The 24,013-nt window shown below is 68.5% G+C and carries 22 protein-coding genes; 9 read left to right on the top strand and 13 right to left on the bottom strand.

Going from position 1 to position 24,013, the window contains the following annotated elements; translation table 11 throughout:
* Positions 1-91 precede the first annotated feature (91 nt).
* On the bottom strand, positions 92-766 hold the full coding sequence (locus ACWCV9_RS10790) for an undecaprenyl diphosphate synthase family protein (RefSeq protein ID WP_450785545.1): 675 nt from the start codon (positions 764-766) through the stop codon (positions 92-94).
* A 572-nt stretch (positions 767-1,338) separates the two neighbouring features.
* Positions 1,339-2,403 (bottom strand): anthranilate phosphoribosyltransferase, encoded by a 1,065-nt coding sequence (gene trpD / locus ACWCV9_RS10785; RefSeq protein WP_450785543.1) that lies wholly within the window; start codon positions 2,401-2,403, stop codon positions 1,339-1,341.
* Between the two features lie 506 nt (positions 2,404-2,909).
* Between trpD and ACWCV9_RS10780 the strand changes: the two genes are divergently transcribed.
* From ACWCV9_RS10780 to ACWCV9_RS10750, 7 genes are all read left to right on the top strand, one after another.
* Positions 2,910-3,857 (top strand): 3-oxoacyl-ACP synthase III family protein, encoded by a 948-nt coding sequence (locus tag ACWCV9_RS10780; protein WP_385844024.1) that lies wholly within the window; start codon positions 2,910-2,912, stop codon positions 3,855-3,857.
* Positions 3,858-3,984: 127 nt separating this feature from the next.
* Entirely contained in the window at positions 3,985-4,665 is a 681-nt protein-coding gene (locus tag ACWCV9_RS10775; RefSeq protein ID WP_385844025.1) for a hypothetical protein, read from the top strand.
* A gap of 54 nt (positions 4,666-4,719) precedes the next feature.
* Positions 4,720-6,498: a thiamine pyrophosphate-binding protein gene (locus ACWCV9_RS10770; RefSeq protein ID WP_450785541.1), complete on the top strand. Its 1,779-nt coding sequence runs from the start codon at positions 4,720-4,722 to the stop codon at positions 6,496-6,498.
* A gap of 40 nt (positions 6,499-6,538) precedes the next feature.
* The gene (locus tag ACWCV9_RS10765; RefSeq protein WP_450785540.1) at positions 6,539-7,558 is read left to right on the top strand and encodes a phytoene/squalene synthase family protein; all 1,020 of its coding nucleotides are present in this window, start codon (positions 6,539-6,541) and stop codon (positions 7,556-7,558) included.
* A gap of 13 nt (positions 7,559-7,571) precedes the next feature.
* A complete protein-coding gene (locus ACWCV9_RS10760) occupies positions 7,572-8,585 on the top strand; it encodes a beta-ketoacyl-ACP synthase III (RefSeq protein ID WP_450785538.1) in 1,014 nt (337 codons plus the stop codon).
* 26 nt (positions 8,586-8,611) lie between these two features.
* Positions 8,612-8,851 carry an acyl carrier protein gene (locus ACWCV9_RS10755; protein ID WP_450785536.1) on the top strand — a complete coding sequence of 80 codons (240 nt, stop codon included), beginning with the start codon at positions 8,612-8,614 and terminating at the stop codon, positions 8,849-8,851.
* Positions 8,851-9,828, top strand: a complete 978-nt coding sequence (locus ACWCV9_RS10750) for an aminotransferase class I/II-fold pyridoxal phosphate-dependent enzyme (RefSeq protein ID WP_450785534.1) — start codon at positions 8,851-8,853, stop codon at positions 9,826-9,828. The genes ACWCV9_RS10755 and ACWCV9_RS10750 overlap by 1 nt, the downstream gene beginning before the upstream one ends.
* Positions 9,829-9,907: 79 nt before the next feature.
* Here the strand turns inward: ACWCV9_RS10750 and idi are convergent, their stop codons facing one another.
* The 6 genes from idi to ctaE all read right to left on the bottom strand — a co-directional run bounded on the left by idi (position 9,908) and on the right by ctaE (position 16,109).
* Positions 9,908-10,477, bottom strand: a complete 570-nt coding sequence (idi, locus tag ACWCV9_RS10745; protein ID WP_450785533.1) for an isopentenyl-diphosphate Delta-isomerase — start codon at positions 10,475-10,477, stop codon at positions 9,908-9,910.
* Positions 10,474-11,598, bottom strand: coding sequence for a cytochrome P450 (locus ACWCV9_RS10740; protein WP_450785531.1), 1,125 nt, complete (start codon positions 11,596-11,598; stop codon positions 10,474-10,476). Before ACWCV9_RS10740 ends, idi begins: the two co-directional genes overlap by 4 nt.
* A 324-nt stretch (positions 11,599-11,922) precedes the next feature.
* On the bottom strand, positions 11,923-13,560 hold the full coding sequence (gene qcrB, locus ACWCV9_RS10735; protein WP_385844034.1) for a cytochrome bc1 complex cytochrome b subunit: 1,638 nt from the start codon (positions 13,558-13,560) through the stop codon (positions 11,923-11,925).
* Positions 13,557-14,615 carry a cytochrome bc1 complex Rieske iron-sulfur subunit gene (qcrA, locus tag ACWCV9_RS10730; RefSeq protein ID WP_385844035.1) on the bottom strand — a complete coding sequence of 353 codons (1,059 nt, stop codon included), beginning with the start codon at positions 14,613-14,615 and terminating at the stop codon, positions 13,557-13,559. The genes qcrB and qcrA overlap by 4 nt, the downstream gene beginning before the upstream one ends.
* Complete coding sequence (gene qcrC, locus ACWCV9_RS10725; protein ID WP_450785529.1) at positions 14,612-15,427, bottom strand: cytochrome bc1 complex diheme cytochrome c subunit; 816 nt, start codon at positions 15,425-15,427, stop codon at positions 14,612-14,614. Before qcrC ends, qcrA begins: the two co-directional genes overlap by 4 nt.
* A gap of 61 nt (positions 15,428-15,488) precedes the next feature.
* Entirely contained in the window at positions 15,489-16,109 is a 621-nt protein-coding gene (gene ctaE / locus ACWCV9_RS10720; RefSeq protein ID WP_450785528.1) for an aa3-type cytochrome oxidase subunit III, read from the bottom strand.
* A 166-nt stretch (positions 16,110-16,275) separates the two neighbouring features.
* Between ctaE and ACWCV9_RS10715 the strand changes: the two genes are divergently transcribed.
* Positions 16,276-16,677 carry a response regulator gene (locus ACWCV9_RS10715; protein ID WP_385844039.1) on the top strand — a complete coding sequence of 134 codons (402 nt, stop codon included), beginning with the start codon at positions 16,276-16,278 and terminating at the stop codon, positions 16,675-16,677.
* Positions 16,678-16,760: 83 nt separating this feature from the next.
* On the opposite strand, the gene ACWCV9_RS10710 is transcribed toward ACWCV9_RS10715, so the two are convergent.
* The 4 genes from ACWCV9_RS10710 to ctaC form a co-directional block, all read right to left on the bottom strand.
* A complete protein-coding gene (locus tag ACWCV9_RS10710) occupies positions 16,761-18,023 on the bottom strand; it encodes an Ig-like domain-containing protein (protein ID WP_450785525.1) in 1,263 nt (420 codons plus the stop codon).
* A gap of 146 nt (positions 18,024-18,169) precedes the next feature.
* Positions 18,170-18,568, bottom strand: coding sequence for a cytochrome c oxidase subunit 4 (locus tag ACWCV9_RS10705; RefSeq protein ID WP_385844042.1), 399 nt, complete (start codon positions 18,566-18,568; stop codon positions 18,170-18,172).
* Positions 18,565-20,301, bottom strand: a complete 1,737-nt coding sequence (gene ctaD, locus ACWCV9_RS10700; protein WP_385844043.1) for an aa3-type cytochrome oxidase subunit I — start codon at positions 20,299-20,301, stop codon at positions 18,565-18,567. The genes ACWCV9_RS10705 and ctaD overlap by 4 nt, the downstream gene beginning before the upstream one ends.
* Complete coding sequence (ctaC, locus tag ACWCV9_RS10695; protein ID WP_385844044.1) at positions 20,298-21,257, bottom strand: aa3-type cytochrome oxidase subunit II; 960 nt, start codon at positions 21,255-21,257, stop codon at positions 20,298-20,300. Before ctaC ends, ctaD begins: the two co-directional genes overlap by 4 nt.
* A gap of 258 nt (positions 21,258-21,515) precedes the next feature.
* Here ctaC and ACWCV9_RS10690 point away from each other — a divergent pair, with 258 nt between their 5' ends.
* Positions 21,516-22,898, top strand: coding sequence for an aminotransferase class V-fold PLP-dependent enzyme (locus ACWCV9_RS10690; protein ID WP_450785523.1), 1,383 nt, complete (start codon positions 21,516-21,518; stop codon positions 22,896-22,898).
* A gap of 19 nt (positions 22,899-22,917) precedes the next feature.
* Here ACWCV9_RS10690 and ACWCV9_RS10685 read toward each other — a convergent pair whose 3' ends face one another.
* Entirely contained in the window at positions 22,918-23,892 is a 975-nt protein-coding gene (locus ACWCV9_RS10685; protein WP_385844047.1) for a carbohydrate kinase family protein, read from the bottom strand.
* Between the last annotated feature and the right edge of the window lie 121 nt (positions 23,893-24,013).

Below are 24,013 nucleotides of genomic sequence, written 5' to 3'. Positions count from 1 at the left end.
GTAACGGAGCTGATCGCCGCGCCGCAACTCCTGTCCGCATATCGGGACCTCGGCATGCCGGCGAGGCATGCCGAGGCCGTCGGCCGTGCCGTCAGCTCGACTCGGGCATGCCGGACTCCGGGTAGCCGCCGTAGCGGCGCTCGCGGTTGCGGAGGTCCTTCATCGCGGCGTCGAAGTCGGCCCGCGTGACGTCCGGGAACAGCAGCGGGGAGAAGTACAGCTCGGCGTACGGGGACATCAGCGGGAAGAAGGACGACATACGGACGGCGCCGCCGGTGCGTATGACGAAGTCGACCTGTTCCGGGACGTACGCGTTGCTGGCCAGGATCTCCTCGGTCATGACCGGGATCTTCCCGTTGAGCTTGTTGAAGATCCCGATGACCTCGCGGGAGAGGGACATTCCGAGGATGTAGTGGACCGTGAAGTCCGAGTCGGCGTCCGACGCCTTCCGCATCGTCTCGAGCGATTCGAGGTAGCGTTCCGGCACCAGGTCCAGGGAGCCGGAGTACGCGAAGTTGCAGCTGCCGTGGACGCGCTGGGCCAGGTCGTCGAACGCGTCGAGGAACGTCGTCACCGCGGCCTCGGGGCGGTTGAAGTTCTTCACCGAGGACGTCGTGATGTAGAGGGTCTTGATGCCCTCCTCCCGGGTCCAGCCGATGAACTCTTCGAGCTTGTCCGCCATCGCCTTGTAGCCCTCGTCGAGGGAGACACCGTTTTCGATGGACCAGCGGCGCATGCCGTCGGGCAGAAGCATCAAGTTGGTCACCGTGTTCTCCTTTTGCTGAATGCGCTGGCGCGAACAAGTGCGGGTGTGCGTCGACGGCACGTCCGAGGGGTTGCCGACGAGGGAGGAGAGGGTGTCGCCAGAGTGCGCAGGCCTGTTCCGCACCCGTGCTGGGTGCGGTTACCGGTTCGGTCTGCGGATGTGACGGCCGTCGAGAAGGCCGGAATGGGCAGAGCAAGGGCCGGTGAGAATGTTCCGGCGCTTTTCGGGGCGGTCGGTGCCGCCCGGTGGTGAAGACACGCGCATCACGCGCGGAGTCGCATAAAAACGGTGCGGAGCCGAGTCGGCTCAGGTATGGACCGGACGTAATCGACGGTCCGGCGGCGTCGGATTCCTATTCCATGGCTGGGTACAGCTGTCCCTCATCCATGCCCCCGTCATCCCTTCGTTGTCCCCGTTCAGATGCGTGCTCCGGACAAAGCGGAGGCACACACATCACCACGAGGGAATGCACTTGACGCTAGCATATCCCCCGACCCGGCCGGCTGATCAAGATCTGACGCCAATTTCCCGCAGTGCGGGGCGACTTGTACGGCCGCCCCGCCGGGCGGACGTCAGGCGTTGGTGGCCGCGACCCAGCGCTTCAGGAGCCGGCCCGCCGCCCCGGAGTCGATCGACTCGGCCGCGCGCTCCATCCCGTCCCGCAGCTGCTCCGCCAGGGACCCCGGGCCCGGCTCCAGGGCGACCAGCGCGGCCGCGGAGTTCAGCAGCACGGCGTCCCGCACGGGTCCCTTCTCGCCGTCCAGCAGCCGCCGCGCGACACCCGCGTTGTAGGTGGCGTCCGCCCCGCGCAGCGCCTCGACGGGTACCAGTTCCAGCCCCACGTCCCGCGGGTCGAAGGCCTCCTCGGTCACCTTGCCGTCGCGTACCACCCACACCCGCGAGGTGGCCGTGGTCGTCAGCTCGTCGAGCCCGTCGTCGCCGCGGAAGACCAGGGACGAGTGACCACGGGCGGCGAAGACGCCGGCCATGATCGGGGCCATCCGGGGGTCGGCGACACCGACGGCCTGCGCCTTGACCCGGGCCGGGTTGGCCAGCGGGCCGAGCGCGTTGAAGACCGTGCGGATCCCCAACTGGCCGCGTGCGGCGGCCACATGACGCAGCGCCGGATGGAACTTCACCGCGGCGCAGTAGGTGATGCCGGCCTCCTCGGCGACCTCGGCCACCCGCTTCGGCGCCAGGTCCAGGTTGACGCCGAGCGCCTCCAGCACATCGGACGCGCCGGAGGCCGAGGAAGCGGCCCGGTTGCCGTGCTTGACGACCTTGGCGCCGGTACCGGCGATGACGATCGAGGACATCGTGGAGATGTTGACGGTCTTGGCGCCGTCCCCGCCCGTTCCGACGATGTCGACGGTGTTCCCGGACACCTCGATGACGGTGGCGTGCCGGTACAGCGCGTCCACCAGCCCGGTGATCTCCTCCACCGTCTCGCCCTTGGCCCGCAGCGCCACCACGAACCCGGCGATCTGCGCGTCCGTGGCCTCGCCGCGCATGATCCGGTCCATCGCCCAGTACGTCGCACCGGCGTCCAGGTCGCGCCCGGACAGCAGGGCGTTCAGCACCTCGGGCCAGGAACGGCCCGCCGCGGTGTCGCCTCCAGCGGGGGTCACAGCGCTCATACGGCCGCTCCTGAGTCGTCGGTTTCAGCCATCCACCACCGCGCGCGCGGGGAGGATCCCAGCCTATCCAGCCGGGCGGGGCGCGGGGCGCCGGTCTCACAGTGCGGCCACTCAAAAGTAAGGAATCTTACGTTTGAACACCGGAACCAATGCATGTTGAACGAAGTCCAGGCCGCTTTCCCTGGCACACCCGGACATCGCGGATATCTTCCCCCCAGAGCGACCGTTACCTTACGGTTACCTAACTGAGATCTGGCCGTGACCGTGATGATCATAGAGTTGCCATCGCTTTTGCGCCACTTGCAAGCACGCTCGACATAAACGCCACTCCAAAGCGTCAACGGGGGACTCGAGGGGGGAACGTGCAGCGCATTCTCTTTTTTCTTTTCGCCACACCTCTCCTGGTTCTCCCGGTCAATGCATGACTAGCACTCCCACCGCGAAGATTGGGAATTTTTGTGGTATCGACTCGCGTTGTCGATGTAGTCAATTTCATGCCGGAAAAAGTGGTTCGAAACAGTGAGCTGCTTTCCGAGGACAGCGACCTGAGTGACCATGCGTTCTTCGCGGGCGTTCACGAACGACGTTTCGCGTGGCCCGAGTACACCTCCGCCCGGCTGGGTACCGCCGCTCTCGAGAAGCTGCTCGAGCGCAATGGCGTGGACCCGGCGACCGTGGATCTCATCATCTGCGCCTCCCAGCTGAACGACGCCTTCTCGCCCGGTGTGGGCACCGCGATTCAGCACGCGGTGGGCGCGACCTCGGCAGCGGTTCTCCAGGTGGACAACGGCTGCTGCTCCTGGGTCTCCTCGATCAACACGGCCAAGGCCTTCATCGACTCGGGCCAGTACCGTACGGTGGCCGTGGTCACGGTCACCAACTTCGTCTCCCGGCTGGAGGAATTCCAGCAGAGCCCGGAATCCCGGGTGCTCGGCGACGGGGCGTCCGCCACCTTGCTGACCGCCGGCGAGGAACCCACCATTCTCTCCGTGCACGAGCAGTCCTTCGGTGAGAACTGGGGCGCGCTCAAGGTCGAGCCGAGTGCCGTCGACGGAATGGAAATTCCCTATTGGGCGCACGGTTCCGGCGCCCTGACGGTAAACTTCGACCAGAAGATGCTGGCGCGGCTCTACACCGTCACCATGGAGCAGCTCCCGCGGGCCGTCGAGACCGCCCTGGAGAAGGCCGGCGTACGGAACGAGGACATCGCCCGCCTCATCACCCACCAGCCGAACGAGAAGTACGTCGCGGAGTGGCGCAAGCGCTGCGGCTTCGACGACTCCCGTGCGCACGACACCCTGGGCATCTACGGCAACCTGTTCCAGGGCTCCCTTCCGGTGACCTTCGCCGACGCCCTGGAGAAGAAGCTGATCTCCCCCGGAGACCTGGTGGCGTTCGGCACGTTCTCCCACGGCGGCGAACTCGTCGCCTCCATGGTCTGGCGCTGGAACTGAGCCGTCCCGGCCGTCCGGACAGCCCCTCTACGACCATCACCGCATGCCCGGCACCGCCGGCATGTCCAGCATCACCGCATGTCCTGCACCACCTGTGTGTTCACCATTGCTTCATTCAGGAGGAAACATGGCCAACCGCGTCCCCGACGAGTCGGGCCTCGCGCAGAACTACGTCCTCGACCGCTCCGACCTGGTGGAGCTGGGCCTGGTGTGGAACGAGAACACCGGCATGGACGACATGATGAAGCTGATGGAGAGCAAGACGAAGGAGACGTACGACCACAACGAGGTGTTCGGCGACTACTGCTCCCTCGCCGAGCACATCAACGTGCCGTACGACATCGTCTTCGAGTACGCCGCCAACGCCCGTTCCCTGGAGGAGTGGACGTACAGCATCCGCAACATGAGGCACCTGGGCGGCGGTCTGTACAAGGCCGACGAGATGATCCAGCCGAACACGGACATCTACATCCGCGCCGACGCCCAGAAGGGCCCCGAGCACGGCCTGGTGATCTACCCGTGTGCCTGGGACCAGGGCCACGAGCTGTGGATGCGCTACTACCTGACGATCATCGACTCCTCGAAGGTCCTCAACAAGCCGGGCACCGTGGTGCTGTGGACCAACTGCAAGCACCCCTACTACGACCGCAAGACGGAGAACGTCCCGGACTACATCGCCGAGGGCCGGGCCCGCACCGACCGCGTCTGGGTCGGTGACATCTGGCCCATGTTCCACGCCGGCCACAGCATCGAGATGGGCAACCTCAAGCGGATCCTCGAGCACCGTTTCGGTTCGGCACAGAGCTGACGCGGGGCGGGGCACAGCCGGGGCAGCACATCCACGACGAACGGGGGTAGGACGATGCGGCTGGCCGACGCGCTGGTCACCGTTCTGCGGGACCTGGACACCAGGTATGTCTTCGGTGTCAGCGGCGCGAACATCGAGCACATCCACGACGCCGTCGAACGGCTCGGACAGGGGCGGCTCACCTCGGTCCTGGCGAAACGGGAGGACGGCGCGGCGTTCATGGCCGACGCCCGGGCCCGGATCCACCGGACCCTGGGCGTGTGCTGCTCGACCTCGGGCGGCGGCATGGTGAACCTGGTGGCGGGGCTGGCCGAGTCCTACGCCGAATCGGTGCCGGTGCTGGCCCTCGTCGGCCAGCCGCCGGCCGCCCTGGACGGCAAGGGGTCCTTCCAGGACTCCTCCGGCATCGGCCGCACGGTGGACGCGCTGCCCCTGCTGAGCGCGGTCACCAAGAAGACCGTCCGGATCACCGGGGCGGACGCGTTCTGGCCCGCCCTGAGGGATGTGCTCGGCACGGCCCTCAGCGGGCGCAAGGGTCCCGTGGCCCTGCTCATCCCCCGGGACAGCAACGAGCTGGAGGTCGGCGAGCCGCCCGCCGACTGGCCCCGCGACCTCAACGCCTTCGCCGACCCGGGACCGGTCGACGAGCCGGCGGTGCGGGAGCTGTTCGAGCGGCTGGGCGAGGCCCGTTCACCGGTGCTGCTGCTCGGCCACGGGGTACGCCGGTCCGCCGCCCCCGAGGCGGTACAGCTCTTCGCGGAGCGCGCCCGGATACCGGTCGTGACGACCATGGGCGCCCGGGGCGAGTTCCCGAACGACAACCCCCTGTACCTGGGGGTCGTCGGCGAGGGCGGCCATCCCTCGGCCGCCGCCTATGCGGAGCGCTCGGACCTCGTGGTGCTGGTCGGTACCGGACTGAGCATGATGACCCGCCGGGCGATACCCGGCTGGGACCCGGCGAAGGCCGCCGCGGTCAATGTGGACCTGGGCCAGCTGGCCCGCTCCGGCGCCGCCGACCTGCTGGTCCGCGGGGACGCCGGCCGGGTGTTCCAGCTGCTGGAGCAGTTGCGCGAGGTGAGCCCGTTCACCGCCCCGGTGGTCGACGGGTACACGATGACGCGGTTCCTGCCCCGGCGGGCCGACCGGCTCCCCGGCCGGGACACTCCCCCGGCCGACGACGTGCTCCTCCAGAGCGAGGCCGTCCAGCTGATCCAGGAGCACCTGCCGCCCGGGGGCCATCTGCTGTACGACGCGGGCAACTGCGCCGTCGCCTCCATGCACTACGGGTCCGTGCCGCCGGGATCGACCTCGACGATCGCGCTGGGCATGGGCGGCATGGGGTACAGCATCGGCGGCGCGATCGGCGCCCAGCTCGGCTGCTCCGAGTCCACCCGGACGGTGGTGTTCTGCGGCGACGGCGCCTTCCTGATGAGCGGACTGGAGCTGCACACCGCCGTCGAACTGCAACTGCCCATCCTCTATGTCGTCTTCAACAACGGCATGCACGGGATGTGCGCCACCCGGCAGCAGAAGTTCTTCGACTCCCGCATCACGGCGGTGGACTACCGGCCGGCCGATGTGTGCACGGTGGCGCGGGGGCTCGGCTCCCCGGACCGGCTGTGGGTCGCGAGCGCGGGCACCCGTGCGGAACTCGTCCGGCACCTGGACGACCACGCCCTCGACGGCCGGCGCCCCGGTGTGCTGGAACTCCGGCTCCCGGTCGAGGAGATGCCTCCCTTCGCCTCCTTCCTGCCGGCCGACGAGCCCACGGTGACGGTGCCGCGGCAACGGCGGTCCGTCGACTCGTACGAGATGAGCGGAAGCACCCTCTAGCGGCCGGCCGTCGGGCCGGCCCACACGAAAGAGCACAGACATGACGATGGTTCAAGAGCTCGATCTCGCGGGCATCAAGGACTCCGGTCTTCGCGCCGACTACATCACCGTCTCCCAGCTGTTCCGCAAGATCGGCCGCGGACGCTTCCTGGGCCGGTACATGTTCCCCGAGGCCAAGCGTCCCTACTTCGACGCCTTCATCACCTTCGTCGCCTACGTCGACAACCTGACCGACGACATCAACCTGAGCGTCGATGTCCGCAACCGCCGGCTCGACGAGTGGGAGCGCACCTACCTGGCCGTCGCCAAGGGCGACCCGCTGCCGGTGGACCGGCCGCTGTCCCGCTCGGAGGAGACCGACGCGGCCGTCGCCCGCGCCCTGGTGCACACCCTGCGCACCTGGGACCTGCCCTACCTGCGCGTGCCGGAGTTCGTCGCCGGCAACCGCCGGGCGCTCACGACGTACGAGTACGCGGACGACGCCGCGCTCGACGACTTCCTCGAGAACGTCACCCTGCTGCCCGCCACCTGGATCAACCAGATCTTCGAGCCGCGCGGCGACGAGGCCGAGGAGCTGTGCCGGCACACCATCACGGCCTTCCAGCTGCTGGACTTCATCTGGGACCTGCGCGAGGACATGGACCTCGGGCGGCTCTACCTGCCGCTGGAGCACCTCGCCCGGTTCGGCGTGGAACGCGAGGACCTGGACCGGCAGATCGGCAGCGGGCGGATCAGCGACCCGGTGCGGGAGCTGATCCGGTACGAGATCGGTGTGGCCAGGAAGCACCTGGACGCCGGCCGCTCCTGGCCGCAGGCGCTGCACCCGACGTCGCGGACGTTCATGGAGGCCGACATCCAGCTCCATGACTCGATGTTCCCGACCCTGGCCAAGGACGACTACGCCTTCTTCAAGACCTCGCGGAAGGGGCTGGGCCTCACCTCGGGGCTGATGATCGCGCGTACCGCCCAGGCCATCGCCCGCGCCCGGAAGATCAACCAGCAGGCGGCGCAGCGGGGTTACCGCGTCCGGCCCGCCTTCGAGGGCGGCAGCGCCGCATAAGGGAGCACCGACCATGACACGCACCGCGGTCCTCGGCGGGCTGGGTACCTGGGTCCCGCCCCGGGTGGTCACCAACGACATGCTCGCGGCCGAGCTGGACACCACCGACGAGTGGATCAGAACCCGCACCGGCATCGAGCGGCGCCATGTGGCGTCGCCCGGCATGAGCACCGGCCACCTGGCGACGGAGGCCGCCCGGCGGGCGCTGAAGTCGGCGGGCACCGAGCGGGTGGACCTCGTGGTGGTGGCCACCAGCACCCCCGACCGGCCCTGTCCCGCGACGGCCCCGGTGGTGGCCGACGCCCTCGGGCTCACCGGGGTGGGCGCGTTCGACGTGGCCGCGGTGTGCACCGGGTTCGTGTACGGCCTGGCCACCGCGGCGGGACTGATCGGCACCGGGGTGGTCGACACCGCCCTGGTGGTCGGGGCGGACACCTTCTCCACGATCCTGGACCCGGCCGACCGCACCACCCGGGTCATCTTCGGCGACGGCGCCGGGGCCGCGGTGCTCCGGGCGGGCGAGCGGACGGAGGACGGCGCGCTGCTCGGTTTCGACCTGGGCAGCGACGGTCGGGGGGTGGATCTCATCACCGTGCCGGCCGGCGGTTCGGAGCAGCGGCTCGCCGGGACCGGTCCGGCGCCGTCGGACGTCTACTTCCACATGGACGGGCCCCAGGTCTTCGCGCGTGCCGTCCGGCACATGAGCGGCTCGGTACGGGCCGTCCTCGACCGGGCCGGGCTGGCACCGGACGATCTCGCCCATCTGGTGCCGCACCAGGCCAATGTGCGCATTCTCGACACCTGCGCCCGCGATCTGGGCCTGCCGGCGGAGCGGGTCGTGAAGAACATCGACCGGGTCGGCAACACCGTGGCCGCGTCCATCCCGCTGGCGCTCGCCGCGGGCGCCGCGGACGGCCGGTTCGAGGCGGGGCAGTCCGTCGTCCTCACCGGCTTCGGCGGCGGACTGACCTGGGGCTCGGCCCTGCTCACCTGGCCGGGCTCGCTCGTCCCCATCACCGAGAGCTGAGCAGTCGTACAAGCGAGAAGAGAACCATGGGCAACCTTGACGAAAACCTGAAGTCACTGCTTGACGAGCGTTTTCCCAAATCCACCGACTCCCTTTTCGCGGGGGTCACCTTCAAGGAGTCGGGAATCGACTCGATGGGGGTGGTCGAATTCATCGTGGAGATGGAGCGTCACTTCGGCACCCCGATGCTGAACGGAAACGAGCTGGGCATCGACAACAATCTGGAGGACGCCCGCGAGTTGCTCAGATCCCTGGGTGTGAGCTGATGCCCGTGGAACACCGGCTGGCCCTGAACGAGAATCCGCTTCCGCCGTTGGAATCGGTGGTCGCGGAGATCGCCCGGCATGCCACCGCGGTCAACCGGTATCCGGAGTTCTATCCGGAGCGGCTGAAGGGCGTCCTCGCCGACTGGCTCGGCTTCCCGCGCGAGGGTGTCGTGGTGGGCTCCGGGTCGGTCGGTGTCGCGCTCCAGGCCCTCCAGGCGACCGTGCGTCCCGGCGGCGGCCTGGCGTACGGGTGGCGCAACTTCGACGCGTACCCGCTGCTCGCGCGGATGACGGCGGCCCGTCCGCTCGAGGTCCCGCTGCTGCCGGGCGGCCACCAGGATCTCACCGGCCTGGCGAAGGCGGCGGCGGAGGCCGATGCGGTGATCGTCTGCAACCCGCACAATCCGACCGGACGGTTTGTCACGGCCGAGGCGCTGCGGGAGTTCCTCGCCCTGGTCCCGGCCGGGACCACGGTCGTGCTGGACGAGGCGTACATCGAGTTCGTCGCGCCCGAGGAGCGTCCGGACTCGGCGGAGTGGGTACGGGAGTTCCCCAACCTGCTGGTGCTGCGCACCTTCTCCAAGGCGTACGGCCTCGCCGACCTGCGCGTCGGCTACGGCCTGACCAGCCCCGAGCTGGCCCGGCGGATCAACGAGTTCCAGCTTCCCTTCGCCATCAGCTCGCTGGCGGTGGCCGCGGTCGAGGCCTCCCTGCGCGAGCAGGGCGAGCTGGGCGCGCGGGTGGAACGCATCGTGCGGGAACGCGACCGGCTGGCCCGGGGGCTCACCGCCGCCGGCTGGGCGGTGCTGCCGAGCCGGACGAACTTCCTCTGGTTCGACGAGCCGGAGCGGGTGCCGCAGCTCCGCGCGGCCCTGGAGCGGAGCGGGGTCCTGGCCCGGTTCTTCGAGGGTGAGGGCGTCCGGCTCACCGTCGGCGACGCCGAGGCCAACGACGCGGTGCTGCGCGCTCTGTCGTAACGCCCGCACCGCGGACGAAGAAGAGCGGTCGTGGCCGGGATCCCCCCGCCACGACCGCTCTTCGCTGTTCCCGGGTGCCTTACCAGCCGCCGCCCGGGGCGACCTGCCGTACGCCCGGCAGGGCCGCGGTCAGGACCGTTTCGAACCAGGCGGAGACCGGGGCCTTCGCGCGCAGCGCGTCGAGTTCCGCGCGGTTCACGAAGCGGTAGTCGCCCACCTCCTCCGGGTCCGGCTCGGGCTTGGCCTCCACCACGCCCACGAACAGGTGGTTGTACTCCTTCTCCACCAGCCCGGAGATCTCGTCCGGGTGCTCGTAGGTGACCGTGCCGGCCGTCCGGAGGGAGACGTCCACCAGGCCGAGTTCCTCGCGCACGCGGCGCACGGCGGCGTCCTGCGGGGGCTCGTCGGGGTAGGGGTGGCCGCAGCAGGTGTTGGACCACACGCCCGGCGAGTGGTACTTCGTCAGGGCGCGCTGCTGGAGCAGCATCCGGCCCTCGGTGTCGAAGAGGAAGACCGAGAACGCCCGGTGCAGATGGCCGGGGGCCTGGTGCGCGGACAGCTTCTCGGCGACGCCGATCGTGCGGCCGTCGTCGTCCACCAGCTCCAGCAGAATCGGTTCGGTGGAGACGGCCTCAGCGGCAGAGGTCATGCCGAGGCCTCCCGGGCGGTCACCTTGACGGGCAGCCGGGCCGGGCCCCGCAGCCACAGACCGGGCTTGAGGTCGACCTCGTCCCCCTCCAGCTCCAGGGTGCCGCACCGCCGTGCGAGGCCGATCAGCGCTTCCTTGGCCATCAGACGCGAGAGGTTGTCACCGAGGCAGTAGTGGATGCCCCGGCCGAAGGAGAGGTGCTTGCGGCCGTGCGCGCCCAGCGACACCGCGTCGGGGTTCTCGAACTCCCGCTCGTCGCGGTTGGCCGCGGCCAGCATCAGCAGCACCACGTCGCCGGTCTGCATGGTCTGGCCGTGCAGCTCGATCGGCTCGTTGACGACCCGCCAGGACGCGTGCGTGGGGGGCTCCAGACGCAGCACCTCGTCGAGGACGTCGTCCCCGAGAGCGGGGTCCTCGGCCAGCCGGTTCAGCACCTCCGGGTGCTGGGCCAGCAGCACCACGGCGTTGCCGATGAGGTTGGCGAAGGTGTCCAGGCCCGGGACGATGAGCAGCACGCACATCGCCGCGACGTGGTGCACCGTCAGCCCCTCGATGGTGTCCGCAACGCTCAGCAGCGTGGACATCAGATCGGTGCCGCCCTCGGCCCGGCGGGCCTCGAGGGCCTTGACGAAGTACTCCGTGCACTCGGCCACCGCGCGCTGCGAGGCCGCCGCCAGGTCGTCCGGCGGGGCCGCGCCCAGCTCCAGCAGGCGCGCGATCTCGGTGGACCAGTCGACGAACTGCTTCTGGTCCTCGCGCGGAATGCCCATCATGTCGCCGAGGACACGGACCGGCAGCAGCGCGCCGAGCACCTCCATGGCGTCGAAGTGCGAGGGCAGGTCGGCCAGCAGCTCGTCGGTGATGTCCGTGACCGACTTGATCAGGGCCTCGACCGCGGCCGGCGTGAAGGGCGCCGCCACCAGGGTGCGCAGCGTGGTGTGGTCCGGCGGGTCGAGCAGCTTGAAGAGGTTGCCGTCCCAGCCGTCCATGCCCAGTCCCAGGAAGGGCGGCGGCTCCTCGTCGGGCCCGCCCGCCAGCTGGGCGAAGTAGGCGGTCTTGCTGAGGTCCTTGCCGAGCCTGCGGTCACGAAGCAGGAATTCGACGTCGTCGTACCGGCTCACCACCCAGGAGTTCAGCGGCCCGGGAAGGAGCGGGAATTCATCACGGAGCTTCCGATACGCCGGATAAGGGTCTCGGCGGAAGTTCGGATCGGTTGGGTTGAAGAAAAATCCGGCTTCGGCAGCAGGATCCGGCATTACTGTCTCCCCGTCTGTCATGCCGCGGGCACGCCTGTCTGAGCAAGAAATGCCCACGGCTCAAGATCGCGACCACGATGATCCTAGCTTCCTACCCCGACCCAGTCATATAAGAAGTTCCAAAAAAAGGGGCGGCCCCCCGGAGTTCTCCGGGGGGCCGCCCATGTGGCCTTGCAGCAACGGGTGGGATCAGTGGTGGCCGTGACCGGCCGTGATCTCCTTGTACTCCTCGACCGTCGGCTTCGGGATCTGGGAGTCCTCGCCGTAGTAGGCGTTGCTGAGCTTGGCGCGCAGCTTCTCCGAGCCCTTCACCTTGCGCTCGACGCCGTTCTCGTCGACCGTCGGGCCGATCTCGGCCGGCTTGAGCTGCTCGTGAGCCGTGAGCGTGTGCAGCTGCTCCTGGCTGAGCGGCTCGTGCACCTCGATGAACTCACCGTGCGGCAGGCGCTTGATGATGCCGGTCTCCCGGCCGTGCAGCACCTTGTCGCGGTCGCGGCGCTGGAGACCGAGGCAGATCCGCTTGGTCACGATGAAGGCGATGACCGGTCCGGCGAAGAAGCTGATCCGGACGAACCAGGTGACCGCGTTGATCGACAGGCTGAAGTGGGTGGCCCACAGGTCGTTGCCACCGCCGATCAGGGTCACGCCGTAGAGCGTGAGCCAGGCGACACCGAGAGCGGTACGGGTCGGCGCGTTGCGCGGACGGTCCAGGATGTGGTGCTCGCGCTTGTCGCCGGTGATCCAGGTCTCGATGAACGGGTAGACACCGATCGCGAACAGGAGGATCGGGAAGAGCATCAGCGGGATGAACACGCCCAGGACGAACGTGTGGCCCCAGACGTTGATCTCCCAGCCCGGCATGAAGCGGATCAGACCCTCGGCGAAGCCCATGTACCAGTCGGGCTGGGCGCCGGTGGACACCTGGTCCGGACGGTAGGGACCCATGGCCCAGATCGGGTTGATCTGCGCGATCGCCGCGATGGCCGCGATGACACCGAAGACCAGGAAGAAGAAGCCTCCGGCCTTGGCCATGTAGACCGGCAGCAGCGGCATGCCGACGACGTTCTTCTCGGACTTGCCGGGACCCGCGAACTGCGTGTGCTTGTGGTAGAAGACCAGGATCAGGTGGGCCACCATCAGGCCGAGCATGATGCCCGGCAGCAGCAGGATGTGCACCGAGTAGAACCGGGCCACGATGTCGTGGCCGGGGAACTGGCCGCCGAAGGCGAAGAACGAGATGTACGTGCCGACGATCGGGATGGACAGGATCGCGCCCTCGATGAAGCGGATACCCGTACCCGACAGCAGGTCGTCCGGGAGCGAGTAACCGGTGAAGCCGGTGATCAGACCCAGGAAGAACAGCAGGAAGCCGAAGAGCCAGTTGATCTCACGCGGCTTGCGGAACGCGCCGGTGAAGAACACGCGCATCATGTGGACGAGCATGCCGCCCAGGAAGATCAGCGCGGCCCAGTGGTGGATCTGCCGGATCAGCAGACCGCCCCGGACGTCGAAGCTGATGTGCACGGTGGAGGAGTACGCCTCCGACATCTGGATGCCCTGCAACGGGACGTAGCTGCCGTGGTACACCACCTCGTTCATCGACGGGTGGAAGAACAGCGTCAGATACACACCCGTGAGGATGATGATGATGAAGCTGTACATGCACACTTCGCCCAACATGAACGACCAGTGGTCGGGGAAGATCTTGCGCATGTTGGCCTTGGCCAGGGAGTAGATCCCGAGCCGGCCGTCGGCCCAGTCGGCGACGCGCTCGCCGGCCGGTGCCTTCCCGCGGGGGCGGGACTCGTCGTTGGAGTTAGTGCTCATCCGCGCTCCCAGAAAGCAGGACCGACGGGCTCTTCGAAGTCGCCGAGGGCCTCGAGGTAACCGTCCGAGTTGACCCCGATCCGCAGCTGCGGCAGGGCGTGGCCGGCCGGGCCGAAGATCACTCGGGCACCGTCGGAGAGGTCGAAGGTGGACTGGTGGCACGGGCAGAGGACGTGGTGCGTCTGCTGCTCGTACAGGGAGATCGGGCAACCGACATGGGTGCAGATCTTGGAGAAGGCGACGATGCCCTCGTGCGACCAGTCGAGCTCGCGCTTGTCCTTGATGTTCTCCGGCTGGAGCCGGACGATCATCAGGGCCGCCTTGGCGATCTCGTTCTGGAAGTCCTCCTGGGTCTCTTCCAGGCCCTCGGGCTTCGCGAAGGTGAGCGAACCGACCGCGACGTCCTCGGGACGCAGCGGCTGGTTGGTGTTCACGTTGACCAGCAGCTTGCCCTTGGCCCACAGCGTGTGGCGCAGCGAGGTGCCGGGCAGCGGGCCCAGGTCACGCAGCAGCACGACGCCGGAGAGCGGCACCAGGGTGAGCGCGCCGAGCATCGTGTTGCGGATCAGCTTGCGACGGCCGAGCGCGGACTCCGCGGCGCCCTGGCGGAAGTCCGCCATGACCTTGGCGCGGGTCTCGGGGGACGCCTCGATGGGGTGACGCTCGTCGGCGACCTCCACGTCGGACATCAGGGTGCGGGCCCAGTGGACCGCGCCCGCGCCGATGCAGAACAGCGCCACGCCGAGGGTCAGACCGAGCGCGAAGTTCAGCGCGCTGATGTGCCCGATCGGGAAGACGAAGATCGACTTGTCGACCGGGATCGTCACGTACGACGCGATGAAGGCGACGGTGGCCAGCATCGAGACCGTGAACAGCAGGGCGACGACGCGCTCGGACCGCTTGGCGGCACGCTCGTCGATGTCCTGGATCCGGTGCTCGTGGGGCGGCAGGCCGGGGTCGGCGAACGGGTTCTCCTCGTCCGCGACGCCTACGGCGCCGTGGCCGGCCTCCTGCGCAGCGGGCAGGTTCTCTTCTGGAATGTCTTGGCTACTCATGACTTCTTGGCCTTTGCGGTCCGAGCGGCGACCCACACGGCGACGACGATCAGGGCACCGAGGCCGGCGATCCAGCTGAAGAGGCCCTCGGTGACCGGGCCGAGCCCGCCCAGCGCGAGGCCGCCGGGGTTCACCGTCTTGTCACCGTTGACCGCGTTGAGGTACGCGATGATGTCCTTCTTGTTCTTCTCGGACATCGTCGTGTTCGGGAACGACGGCATGTTCTGCGGGCCGGTCAGCATGGCCTCGTAGATGTGCTTGGGCGCGACGCCCTCAAGGCTCGGCGCGAACTTGCCCATCGACAGGGCGCCGCCCTTGCCGGCGAAGTTGTGGCACTGCGCGCAGTTGGTGCGGAACAGCTCGCCACCCTTGCCGATGTCCGCGCCGTCCGGACCGTACTGCTGCTTGGTCGGCACGCTCGGGCCGGCGCCCAGCGAGGCGATGTAGGCGGCGAGCTGGTCGATCTGGGCCTGGTTGTAGACAGGCTTCTTGCGCACGGCCTGGGCGCCCTGCGAGGTGGCGGCCGGCATCCGGCCGGTGCCGACCTGGAAGTCGACGGCGGCGGCGCCGACGCCCACCAGGCTGGGGCCGTCGGAGGAGCCCTGGCCACCGGTGCCGTGGCAGCTGGCGCAGCCGACCTCGTAGAGCTTCTTGCCCTCCGAGATGGTGGTCAGGGACTGGGAGGTCTCATCGGCCTGCGCCTTGCCCGCGGGCGCGAACGCGGCGTAGAGCCCCCCAGTGGCCGCCAGCGCGAGGAGTAGGACGACGACCGCCGCCAGCGGATGGCGTCGTCGTGCGGAGAGCTTTTTCACGGATTACCCCGGTGTCAGGATCTTCTGCGTCGTGCTTCTGGATGTGCGGGAGTCGGTCCCGCTACTTGATCAGGTAGATCGTGGCGAAGAGGCCGATCCAGACCACATCGACGAAGTGCCAGTAGTAGGACACGACAATGGCGGCGGTCGCCTGCTCGTGAGTGAACCTCTTGGCCATGTAGGTACGGCCGAGGACCAGCAGGAAGGCGATGAGACCGCCCGTCACGTGCAGGCCGTGGAAGCCGGTGGTCAGGTAGAACACCGAGCCGTACGGGTCGGAGGACAAGGAGATGCCCTCGTCCCTCACCAGGCTGGTGTACTCGTAGATCTGACCGCCGATGAAGATCGCGCCCATGATGAAGGTGAGGATGAACCACCCACGGAGCTTCTTCACGTCGCCCCGCTCGGCAGCGAACACGCCGAGCTGGCAGGTGAGCGAGGAGAGCACCAGGATCGTGGTGTTCGTCGCGGAGAAAGGCACATTGAGCGCGTCGGCCATGTGCTTCCAGTGATCCGGACCGGTGACGGACCGGAGGGTGAAGTACATCGCGAAGAGGGCCGCGAAGAACATCAGCTCGGAACTCAACCAGATGATGGTTCCGACGCTGGTGAGGTTCGGCCGGCTGACCGACGGGTGCGCGTGCCCGGTTTCTACTGTCGTTGCTGTCGCCACGACCGACATTATGTCGGTCGCTTATCTCGCGCTCACTCCGGGGGGTGCCGTTCGGAGTGTTGCCACCCGCCGGACCGGTGTTGACGTGGTGTTCATGGGGACTTCGACGGGAGTAACATCCGCCCGAACGGCCCTGTCCGTGCTGTCCGTACGACGCTGACGTCCCGGAGGAACAATGCAGCCGACCGCCACGGTGCTGGTCTACAGCGACGACTCCAACACGCGGGAACAGGTCCGGCTGGCAGCCGGCCACCGGCCCGCTCCGGACGTCCCTGTCGTGGAGTTCGTCGAGTGCGCGACGCCGGAGGCGGTGCTGCGCGAGCTGGACAAGGGCGGCATCGACGTGTGCGTCCTGGACGGCGAGGCCGTGCCCATGGGGGGCATGGGGATGTGCCGGCAGATCAAGGACGAGGTGTTCGGCTGCCCGCCGGTGCTGCTGCTGATGGGCCGGCCGCAGGACGCCTGGCTGGCCACGTGGAGCCGGGCGGACGCGGCGGTCACGCTGCCGGTGGACCCGGTGGAGTTCGCCTCCCAGCTGGCCTCCCTGCTGCGGCAGAAGCGGCTGCTGAGCGCGTAGCGGGACGACGGGGCGCGAGGAGCCTGTGCGGGTGCCGGCCCGGGCCGGGCCGCCGTGCGGTTCCGCGCGCCCCCTGCGGGTGTTCACACCGCCGTGGGCCGCAGGCGTACCGCGTCCTGAGCCGCCGGGCCGTCCGGCGAGCCACTGGACAGGGCGCTGCCCTCGCGCCATTTCCTCCAGTCGACGTTCCAGTCGCCGAAGCCGTTGCCGAACGGCTCCATGGGGTCGCCGTTGGAGTTGACGACCCTGACGATGTCGCCCTCGTGGATGTGATCGAAGAACCACTCGGCGTTGGACGTGCTCATCCCGGTGCAGCCGTGGCTGACGTTGGCGTAGCCCTGTGAGCCGACGGACCAGGGCGCGGCGTGGACGTACTCGCCGGACCAGGTGACCCGGGTGGCGTAGTAGACCGGCAGGTCGTACGAGTCCGAGCTGCCCTCGGCGATGCCGACCGTGGTGCCGCGCATCCGCACGAAGTACTGCTTGGCGAGGACCACCTTGACGCCGTTGCGGGTCTCGAAGCCGGGCTTGCCGGTGGTGACCGGGATCTGGTTGATCTCCTCGCCGTTCTTGTAGAACGTCAGCTGGTGCGCGGCGGCGTCGGTGACGGCCTCGATGCGTTCCCCGATGGTGAGCTTCAGCGGCTTGCTCCGGCCGCCCCACAGCCGGTCGCCGATCCTGATGCCCTCCAGGTTGCTGTGCACCTGGATGGTGGTGTGGGTGGGCCAGTACTCCTTGGGCCGGTAGTGGAGTTCCTTGTCGCTCACCCAGTACCAGGAGCCCTGCACGGCCGGTGTCGAGTCCACCCGCAGGGCGCGCTCCACGACGGCCCGCTGGGTCCGGTCCTTGATCTCCTGGTCGAGCTGGGCGGTGATGGGCTGCCCGACGCCGTACTGGCCCGCGTCCGGCCCGAAGGTGACGGTCAGCCGCTTCTTGCTGGTGGGCTTGCTGGTGTCGAAGGCGAGGACCTTGCGGCCGGGCGCGCCGTCCTCGTCCTCGGTGCTCACCGTGACCGTGTAGTGGGCGTTGGCGGCCAGCGGGGAGGTGCTGTGCCAGCGGCTGCCGTCGGCGGCGAGTTCGCCCGCCACATAGCGTCCTGTGGAGTCCTGGGCGGTGACGTCGGTGATCCGTCCGTCGCCGCTCCTGGCGGTGACCTCCAGGGGCTTGTCCGGATCGGCCCGCTTCCCCTCACCGACGGGGCCGTTGAAGTCGATCAGGCCCGCTGCGTCGTACGGCTTGGCCGACAGGGGGTTGCCGTCCGAACCGCAGGCGGTGACGCCCGCGCCGAGGGCGGTCACCAGCAAGGTGCAGCTGACGACGGTGCGGGTCCGCGGAGTGTGGTTCATACGATCACGCTATGAGAGGGAGACCCTACCGGCGCGGCACGTAACCCGTACGAGCGAACGACACTGCTGCGAACGACGGATACGCAAAGCCGGGAGCCCGGACCCTCCTGGCGGAGGATCCGGGCTCCCGGATGTGTGCGCGTGTGCTACTGGGTTCGGTTCTCACCGTGGTAGTACTCGAACACCCAGCCGAACAGGCCGATCAGGATGAACGGCGCGGAGAAGTAGATCAGCCACCAGCCGACCGCGATGCTGAGGAAGGCGATCGCGCCGCCGACGCCCAGCATGAGCGGCTGCCAGCTGTGCGGGCTGAAGAAGCCCAGCTCGCCCGCGTCGTCCGCGACGTCGGCCTCCTTGTCGTCCTGCGCACCCGCGTCGACCCGCCGGGCGGTGAAGCCCAGGTAGAAGCCGATCATGATGCTCAGGCCGAAGGCCATGAACAGCGCCGTGGTACCGGCCGGCTCCTTCGACCACACGCCGTACACGACGGCCATGATCAGGATGAAGAAGCTCAGCCAGATGAACATCCGGCCCTGGATCTTCACTTGCCGGCCTCCTTGCTGCCCTCGACGGCGCTGGCGCCGTGGCCGGCGTACTCAAGCTGCTCGAGCGCGGCGATCTCGGGGTGGTGCAGGTCGAACGCCGGGGATTCGCTGCGGATCCGCGGCAGGGTGGTGAAGTTGTGCCGCGGCGGCGGGCAGGAGGTCGCCCACTCGAGCGAACGTCCGTAGCCCCACGGGTCGTCGACCTCGATCTTCTTGCCGTACTTGGCCGTCTTCCAGACGTTGTACAGGAACGGCAGGATCGACAGGCCGAGCAGGAACGAGCAGATGGTCGAGACCGTGTTCAGCGCGGTGAAGCCGTCGGCCGCCAGGTAGTCGGCGTACCGGCGCGGCATGCCCTCGGCGCCCAGCCAGTGCTGGACCAGGAAGGTGCCGTGGAAGCCGATGAACAGCGTCCAGAAGGTGATCTTGCCGAGGCGCTCGTCGAGCATCTTGCCGGTGAACTTCGGCCACCAGAAGTGGAAGCCGGAGAACATCGCGAAGACGACCGTACCGAAGACCACGTAGTGGAAGTGGGCCACCACGAAGTACGAGTCGGACACGTGGAAGTCCATCGGGGGCGAGGCCAGGATGACACCGGTCAGACCACCGAACGTGAAGGTGATCAGGAAGCCGGCGGCCCAGAGCATCGGCGTCTCGAAGGACAGCGAGCCCTTCCACATCGTGCCGATCCAGTTGAAGAACTTCACACCGGTCGGGACGGCGATCAGGAAGGTCATGAAGGAGAAGAACGGCAGCAGCACACCACCGGTGACGTACATGTGGTGGGCCCACACCGTCACGGACAGACCGGCGATCGCGATGGTGGCGGCGACCAGGCCCATGTAGCCGAACATCGGCTTCCGGGAGAAGACCGGGATGACCTCGGAGATGATGCCGAAGAACGGCAGCGCGATGATGTACACCTCTGGATGGCCGAAGAACCAGAAGAGGTGTTGCCAGAGCAGGGCTCCGCCGTTGGTCGCGTCGAACACATGGGCACCGAATTTGCGGTCCGCCTCCAGGGCGAACAGCGCGGCGGCCAGCACCGGGAAGGCGAGCAGGACCAGCACACCGGTCAGCAGCACGTTCCACACGAAGATCGGCATGCGGAACATGGTCATGCCCGGGGCACGCATGCAGATGATCGTGGTGATGAAGTTGACCGAGCCGAGGATGGTGCCGAAGCCGGAGAGGGCCAGACCCATGATCCACATGTCGGCGCCGGCACCCGGGCTGCGGACCGCGTCCGACAGCGGGGAGTAGGCGAACCAGCCGAAGTCGGCCGCACCCTGCGGGGTGAGGAAGCCGCCCACGGCGATGAGCGAGCCGAACAGGTACAGCCAGTAGGCGAACATGTTCAGCCGCGGGAACGCCACGTCCGGCGCGCCGATCTGAAGCGGCATGATCCAGTTCGCGAAGCCGGCGAACAGCGGCGTCGCGAACATCAGCAGCATGATCGTGCCGTGCATCGTGAACGCCTGGTTGAACTGCTCGTTCGTCATGATCTGCAAGCCCGGACGGGCCAGCTCGGCGCGCATGAGCAGCGCCATCACGCCGCCGATCAGGAAGAACGCGAACGACGTAGCGAGGTACATCGTCCCGATCGTCTTGTGGTCGGTGGTCGTCAGCCACTTCACCACGACATTGCCGGGCTGCTTGCGCCTGACGGGCAGCTCGTCGGAGTACGAGCCGTCAGCTGCCGCGGCACCCTGGGGTTCGTTGAGGATGCTCACAGGTTGTTCGTCTCCCGGTTCTTCTCGTGGCTCGTCTGCGCGATGCCGGCGGGAATGTAACCGGTCTGCCCCTTCTTGGCGAGGTCCTTGAGGTGCTGCTCGTACGCTGCCGGGGAGACGACCTTCACGTTGAACAGCATCCGGGAGTGGTCGACGCCGCAGAGCTCAGCACACTTGCCGAGGAAGGTGCCCTCCTTGTTGGGGGTCACCTGGAAGGCGTTGGTGTGGCCCGGGATGACGTCCTGCTTCATCAGGAACGGCACCACCCAGAAGGAGTGGATGACGTCCCGGGAGGTCAGGACGAACCGGACCGTCTTGCCCTTGGGGAGCCAGAGGGTCGGACCGGGGTTGTTCGTCTGCGGGTTCCGGGTACCGGGCGTGCCGACGTCGTAGACACCGCCGGCGTTCGCCGGGAAGTCCTTCTTGAACCGGTCCGGAATGGCGTCCAGGTTCTTGTCGGTCTTCGCGTCACCGGAGACACCCGGGACGTTCTCGACGTAGTTGAAGCCCCAGCTCCACTGGAAGCCGACCACGTTGACCGTGACGTCGGGCTTCTTGGAGAGGTCCAGGAGCTTCGACTCGTCCCGGGCCGTGAAGTAGAAGAGCACCGAGATGATGATGATCGGGACCACCGTGTACAGGGCCTCGATCGGCATGTTGTACCGAGTCTGCGGAGGTACCTCGACCTTGGTGCGGCTGCGCCGGTGGAAGAAAGCACTCCACAGGATCAGGCCCCACACCAGCACGCCGGTGGCCAGCGCGGCAGCCCAGGAGCCCTGCCACAGGGAGAGGATCCGCGGAGCCTCTTCCGTGGTCGGGGTGGGCATGCCAAGGCGGGGGAAGTCCTTGTATGTGCAACCGGTTGCGGTCGCCAGGACCAGGCCCGCGGTCAGTGCCTGCAGCAGCTTCCGCCGCATCGGGCGCCGCGGCGAGCGGTCGGAGCCGTTGGGACTCACGTAGCGCCTTCCCGAGAGTCTCGCCCGCGCGGTCGGCTGCGGCCTTCTCGCTGGTCGGTCGCCGCCCTGCGTCGGGCAGGGGTTTGGATGTTTATGCGGACCAAACCCTAGCCCACCCTCTCCGAGGGTTCGCGAGGAGGGGTGCCTACTAACTCGGGTGGTTCGCTTGATTGGCGGCTGCGGGCCTGTTGTGGCTGGTCGCGCCGTTCCTCGCGCCCCTTTGGAGCGTCCCCCTGACCGGCGGTTTAGCGTTGCCGTATGGCCTACTTTGATGCTGCTTCCGCCGCTCCTCTCCACCCTGTGGCCCGTCAGGCGTTGTTGGCCTCTTTGGATGAGGGGTGGGCCGATCCCGCGCGGCTGTACCGGGAGGGGCGAAAGACCCGGATGCTGCTCGATGCCTCCCGGGAGGCGGCTGCCGAGGCGATCGGGTGCCGGGCCGACGAGGTGGTGTTCACCTCGTCCGGGACCCGGGCCGTACACACGGGTGTGGCCGGGGCGTTGGCCGGGCGGCGGCGGGTGGGGCGTCACCTGATCGTGTCCGCCGTCGAACACTCTTCGGTCCTGCACTCCGCCGACCGGCACACCTCGGAGGGTGGCACCGTCACCCAGGTGGCCGTCAGCCGGACGGGAGCCGTCGACCCCGCGGAGTACGCCGCCGCGCTCCGGCCGGACACCGCGCTGGCCTGCTTGCAGTCGGCCAACCACGAGGTGGGCACCGTACAGCCGGTGGCGGAGGTGGCCGAGGTGTGCCGGGCGGCCGGGGTGCCGCTGCTGGTGGACGCGGCGCAGTCGCTGGGCTGGGGGCCCGTCGAGGGCGGCTGGTCGCTGCTCGCGGCCAGTGCGCACAAGTGGGGCGGGCCCTCGGGGGTCGGGCTGCTCGTCGTGCGCAAGGGGGTGCGGTTCGCCGCCCAAGAGGCGGTGGACGAGCGGGAGTCGGGGCGGGCGCCGGGGTTCGAGAACATCCCGGGGATCGTGGCGGCCGTCGCCTCGCTGCGCGCCGTGCGGGCGGAGGCGGCCCAGGAGTCGGTACGGCTGCGGGAACTGACGGCGCGAATCCGGGACCGGGTGCCGCGGCTGGTGCCGGACGCGGAGGTGGTGGGCGATCCGGAGCGGCGGCTGCCGGGCATCGTCACCTTCTCCTGCCTCTATGTCTCCGGCGAGACGCTGCTGCACGAGCTGGACCGGGCGGGCTTCTCCGTGTCCTCCGGGTCCTCCTGCACCAGCAGCACGCTGACCCCGAGCCATGTGCTGAGGGCCATGGGGGTGCTCAGCGAGGGAAACGTCCGGGTGTCGCTGCCGATGGGCGTGGCCGAGGCGGATGTGGAGCGGTTCCTGGAGGTGCTGCCGGGGGCGGTGGCGGGGGTGCGCGAGCAGCTGGGGGCTCCGGCGGCGGCGCCGGCCGGGCAGCCGGGCCCCGGGGAGCTGGTCGTCGACTCGCTCGGCAAGCGCTGCCCGATCCCGGTGATCGAGCTGGCGAAGGTGTTCGGGCAGGTGCCGGTGGGCGGCACCGTACGGGTCCTCTCCGACGACGAGGCGGCGCGGCTGGACATCCCCGCGTGGTGCGAGATGCGGGGCCAGGAGTACGTCGGAGAGGAACCGGCTCGGCGGGGTACGGCCTACGTGGTGCGCAGGGTCGCCTGAGGCGCGTGCCCCGGCCCGGTCAGCTCAGGTGGGCGCGGACCTCGTCCGCGGCCTCCTCGCCGTACGCCTTGGTGAAGCGCTCCATGAAGTGGCCGCGCTGGAGGCGGTACTCCTGGGTGCCCACCGTCTCGATGACGAGCGTCGCCAGCATGCAGCCGACCTGGGCGGCGCGCTCGTGCGAGACGCCCCAGGCGAGGGCGGACAGGAACCCGGCGCGGAAGGCGTCGCCGACGCCCGTGGGGTCGGCCTTGCGCTCCTCCTCCGGGCAGCCGACCTCGATCGGGTCCTCGCCGGTCCGCTCGATCCGCACGCCCCGGGAGCCGAGCGTGGTGACGCGGTGGCCGACGCGGGAGAGGATCTCGGCGTCGCTCCAGCCGGTCTTGGCCTCGATGAGTCCCTTCTCGTACTCGTTGGAGAAGAGGTACGTCGCCCCGTCCAGCAGGATGCGGATCTCCTCGCCCTCCATCCGGGCGATCTGCTGGGAGAAGTCGGCGGCGAAGGGGATCCCCCGGGAGCGGCACTCCTCGGTGTGGCGGAGCATCGCCTCGGGGTCGTCGGCGCCGATGAGGACCAGGTCGAGGCCGGACACCCGGTCGGCCACGGTCTTCAGCTCGATGAGGCGGGCCTCGCTCATGGCGCCCGTGTAGAAGGAGCCGATCTGGTTGTGGTCGGCGTCGGTGGTGCACACGAAGCGGGCCGTGTGCAGGGTCTCGGAGATCCGGACCGAGTCGGTGTCCACGCCGTGCCGCTCGAGCCAGGCCCGGTACTCGTCGAAGTCGAAGCCGGCGGCGCCGACGAGGATCGGCCGGGTGCCGAGCTGGCCCATGCCGAAGGCGATGTTGGCGGCGACACCGCCGCGGCGCACGTCCAGGTTGTCGACCAGGAAGGAGAGCGAGACCGTGTGCAGCTGGTCCGCGACGAACTGGTCGGCGAAACGGCCGGGAAAAGTCATGAGGTGGTCGGTGGCGATGGAGCCGGTGACTGCAATGCGCACGACGGAGATTCTCCTGCGGGAGGCGGGATTGACAGTTCACGCTACCCGGTCGGAGGTCGCCGCTGTAGGTGGCAAAACTACCCGATAGTAGATCTTTCTTCGCAGTCTTCGTGTGCCTACG

The sequence above is a fragment of the Streptomyces sp. NPDC001606 genome (genome assembly GCF_053596835.1).
Note: the sequence above shows the minus strand (reverse complement) of the source record. Positions and strands in the feature narration are given on the sequence as shown.

Coding starts and splice junctions, on each gene's coding strand:
- qcrA (WP_385844035.1), bottom strand. CDS start 14,615: ATGAGTAGCCAAGACATTCCAGAAGAGAACCTGCCCGCTGCGCAGGAG.
- ACWCV9_RS10770 (WP_450785541.1), top strand. CDS start 4,720: ATGCGGCTGGCCGACGCGCTGGTCACCGTTCTGCGGGACCTGGACACC.
- idi (WP_450785533.1), bottom strand. CDS start 10,477: ATGACCTCTGCCGCTGAGGCCGTCTCCACCGAACCGATTCTGCTGGAG.
- trpD (WP_450785543.1), bottom strand. CDS start 2,403: ATGAGCGCTGTGACCCCCGCTGGAGGCGACACCGCGGCGGGCCGTTCC.
- ACWCV9_RS10760 (WP_450785538.1), top strand. CDS start 7,572: ATGACACGCACCGCGGTCCTCGGCGGGCTGGGTACCTGGGTCCCGCCC.
- ctaE (WP_450785528.1), bottom strand. CDS start 16,109: ATGTCGGTCGTGGCGACAGCAACGACAGTAGAAACCGGGCACGCGCAC.
- ACWCV9_RS10710 (WP_450785525.1), bottom strand. CDS start 18,023: ATGAACCACACTCCGCGGACCCGCACCGTCGTCAGCTGCACCTTGCTG.
- ACWCV9_RS10690 (WP_450785523.1), top strand. CDS start 21,516: ATGGCCTACTTTGATGCTGCTTCCGCCGCTCCTCTCCACCCTGTGGCC.
- ACWCV9_RS10715 (WP_385844039.1), top strand. CDS start 16,276: ATGCAGCCGACCGCCACGGTGCTGGTCTACAGCGACGACTCCAACACG.
- ACWCV9_RS10765 (WP_450785540.1), top strand. CDS start 6,539: ATGACGATGGTTCAAGAGCTCGATCTCGCGGGCATCAAGGACTCCGGT.
- ACWCV9_RS10775 (WP_385844025.1), top strand. CDS start 3,985: ATGGCCAACCGCGTCCCCGACGAGTCGGGCCTCGCGCAGAACTACGTC.
- ACWCV9_RS10750 (WP_450785534.1), top strand. CDS start 8,851: ATGCCCGTGGAACACCGGCTGGCCCTGAACGAGAATCCGCTTCCGCCG.
- ACWCV9_RS10755 (WP_450785536.1), top strand. CDS start 8,612: ATGGGCAACCTTGACGAAAACCTGAAGTCACTGCTTGACGAGCGTTTT.
- qcrB (WP_385844034.1), bottom strand. CDS start 13,560: ATGAGCACTAACTCCAACGACGAGTCCCGCCCCCGCGGGAAGGCACCG.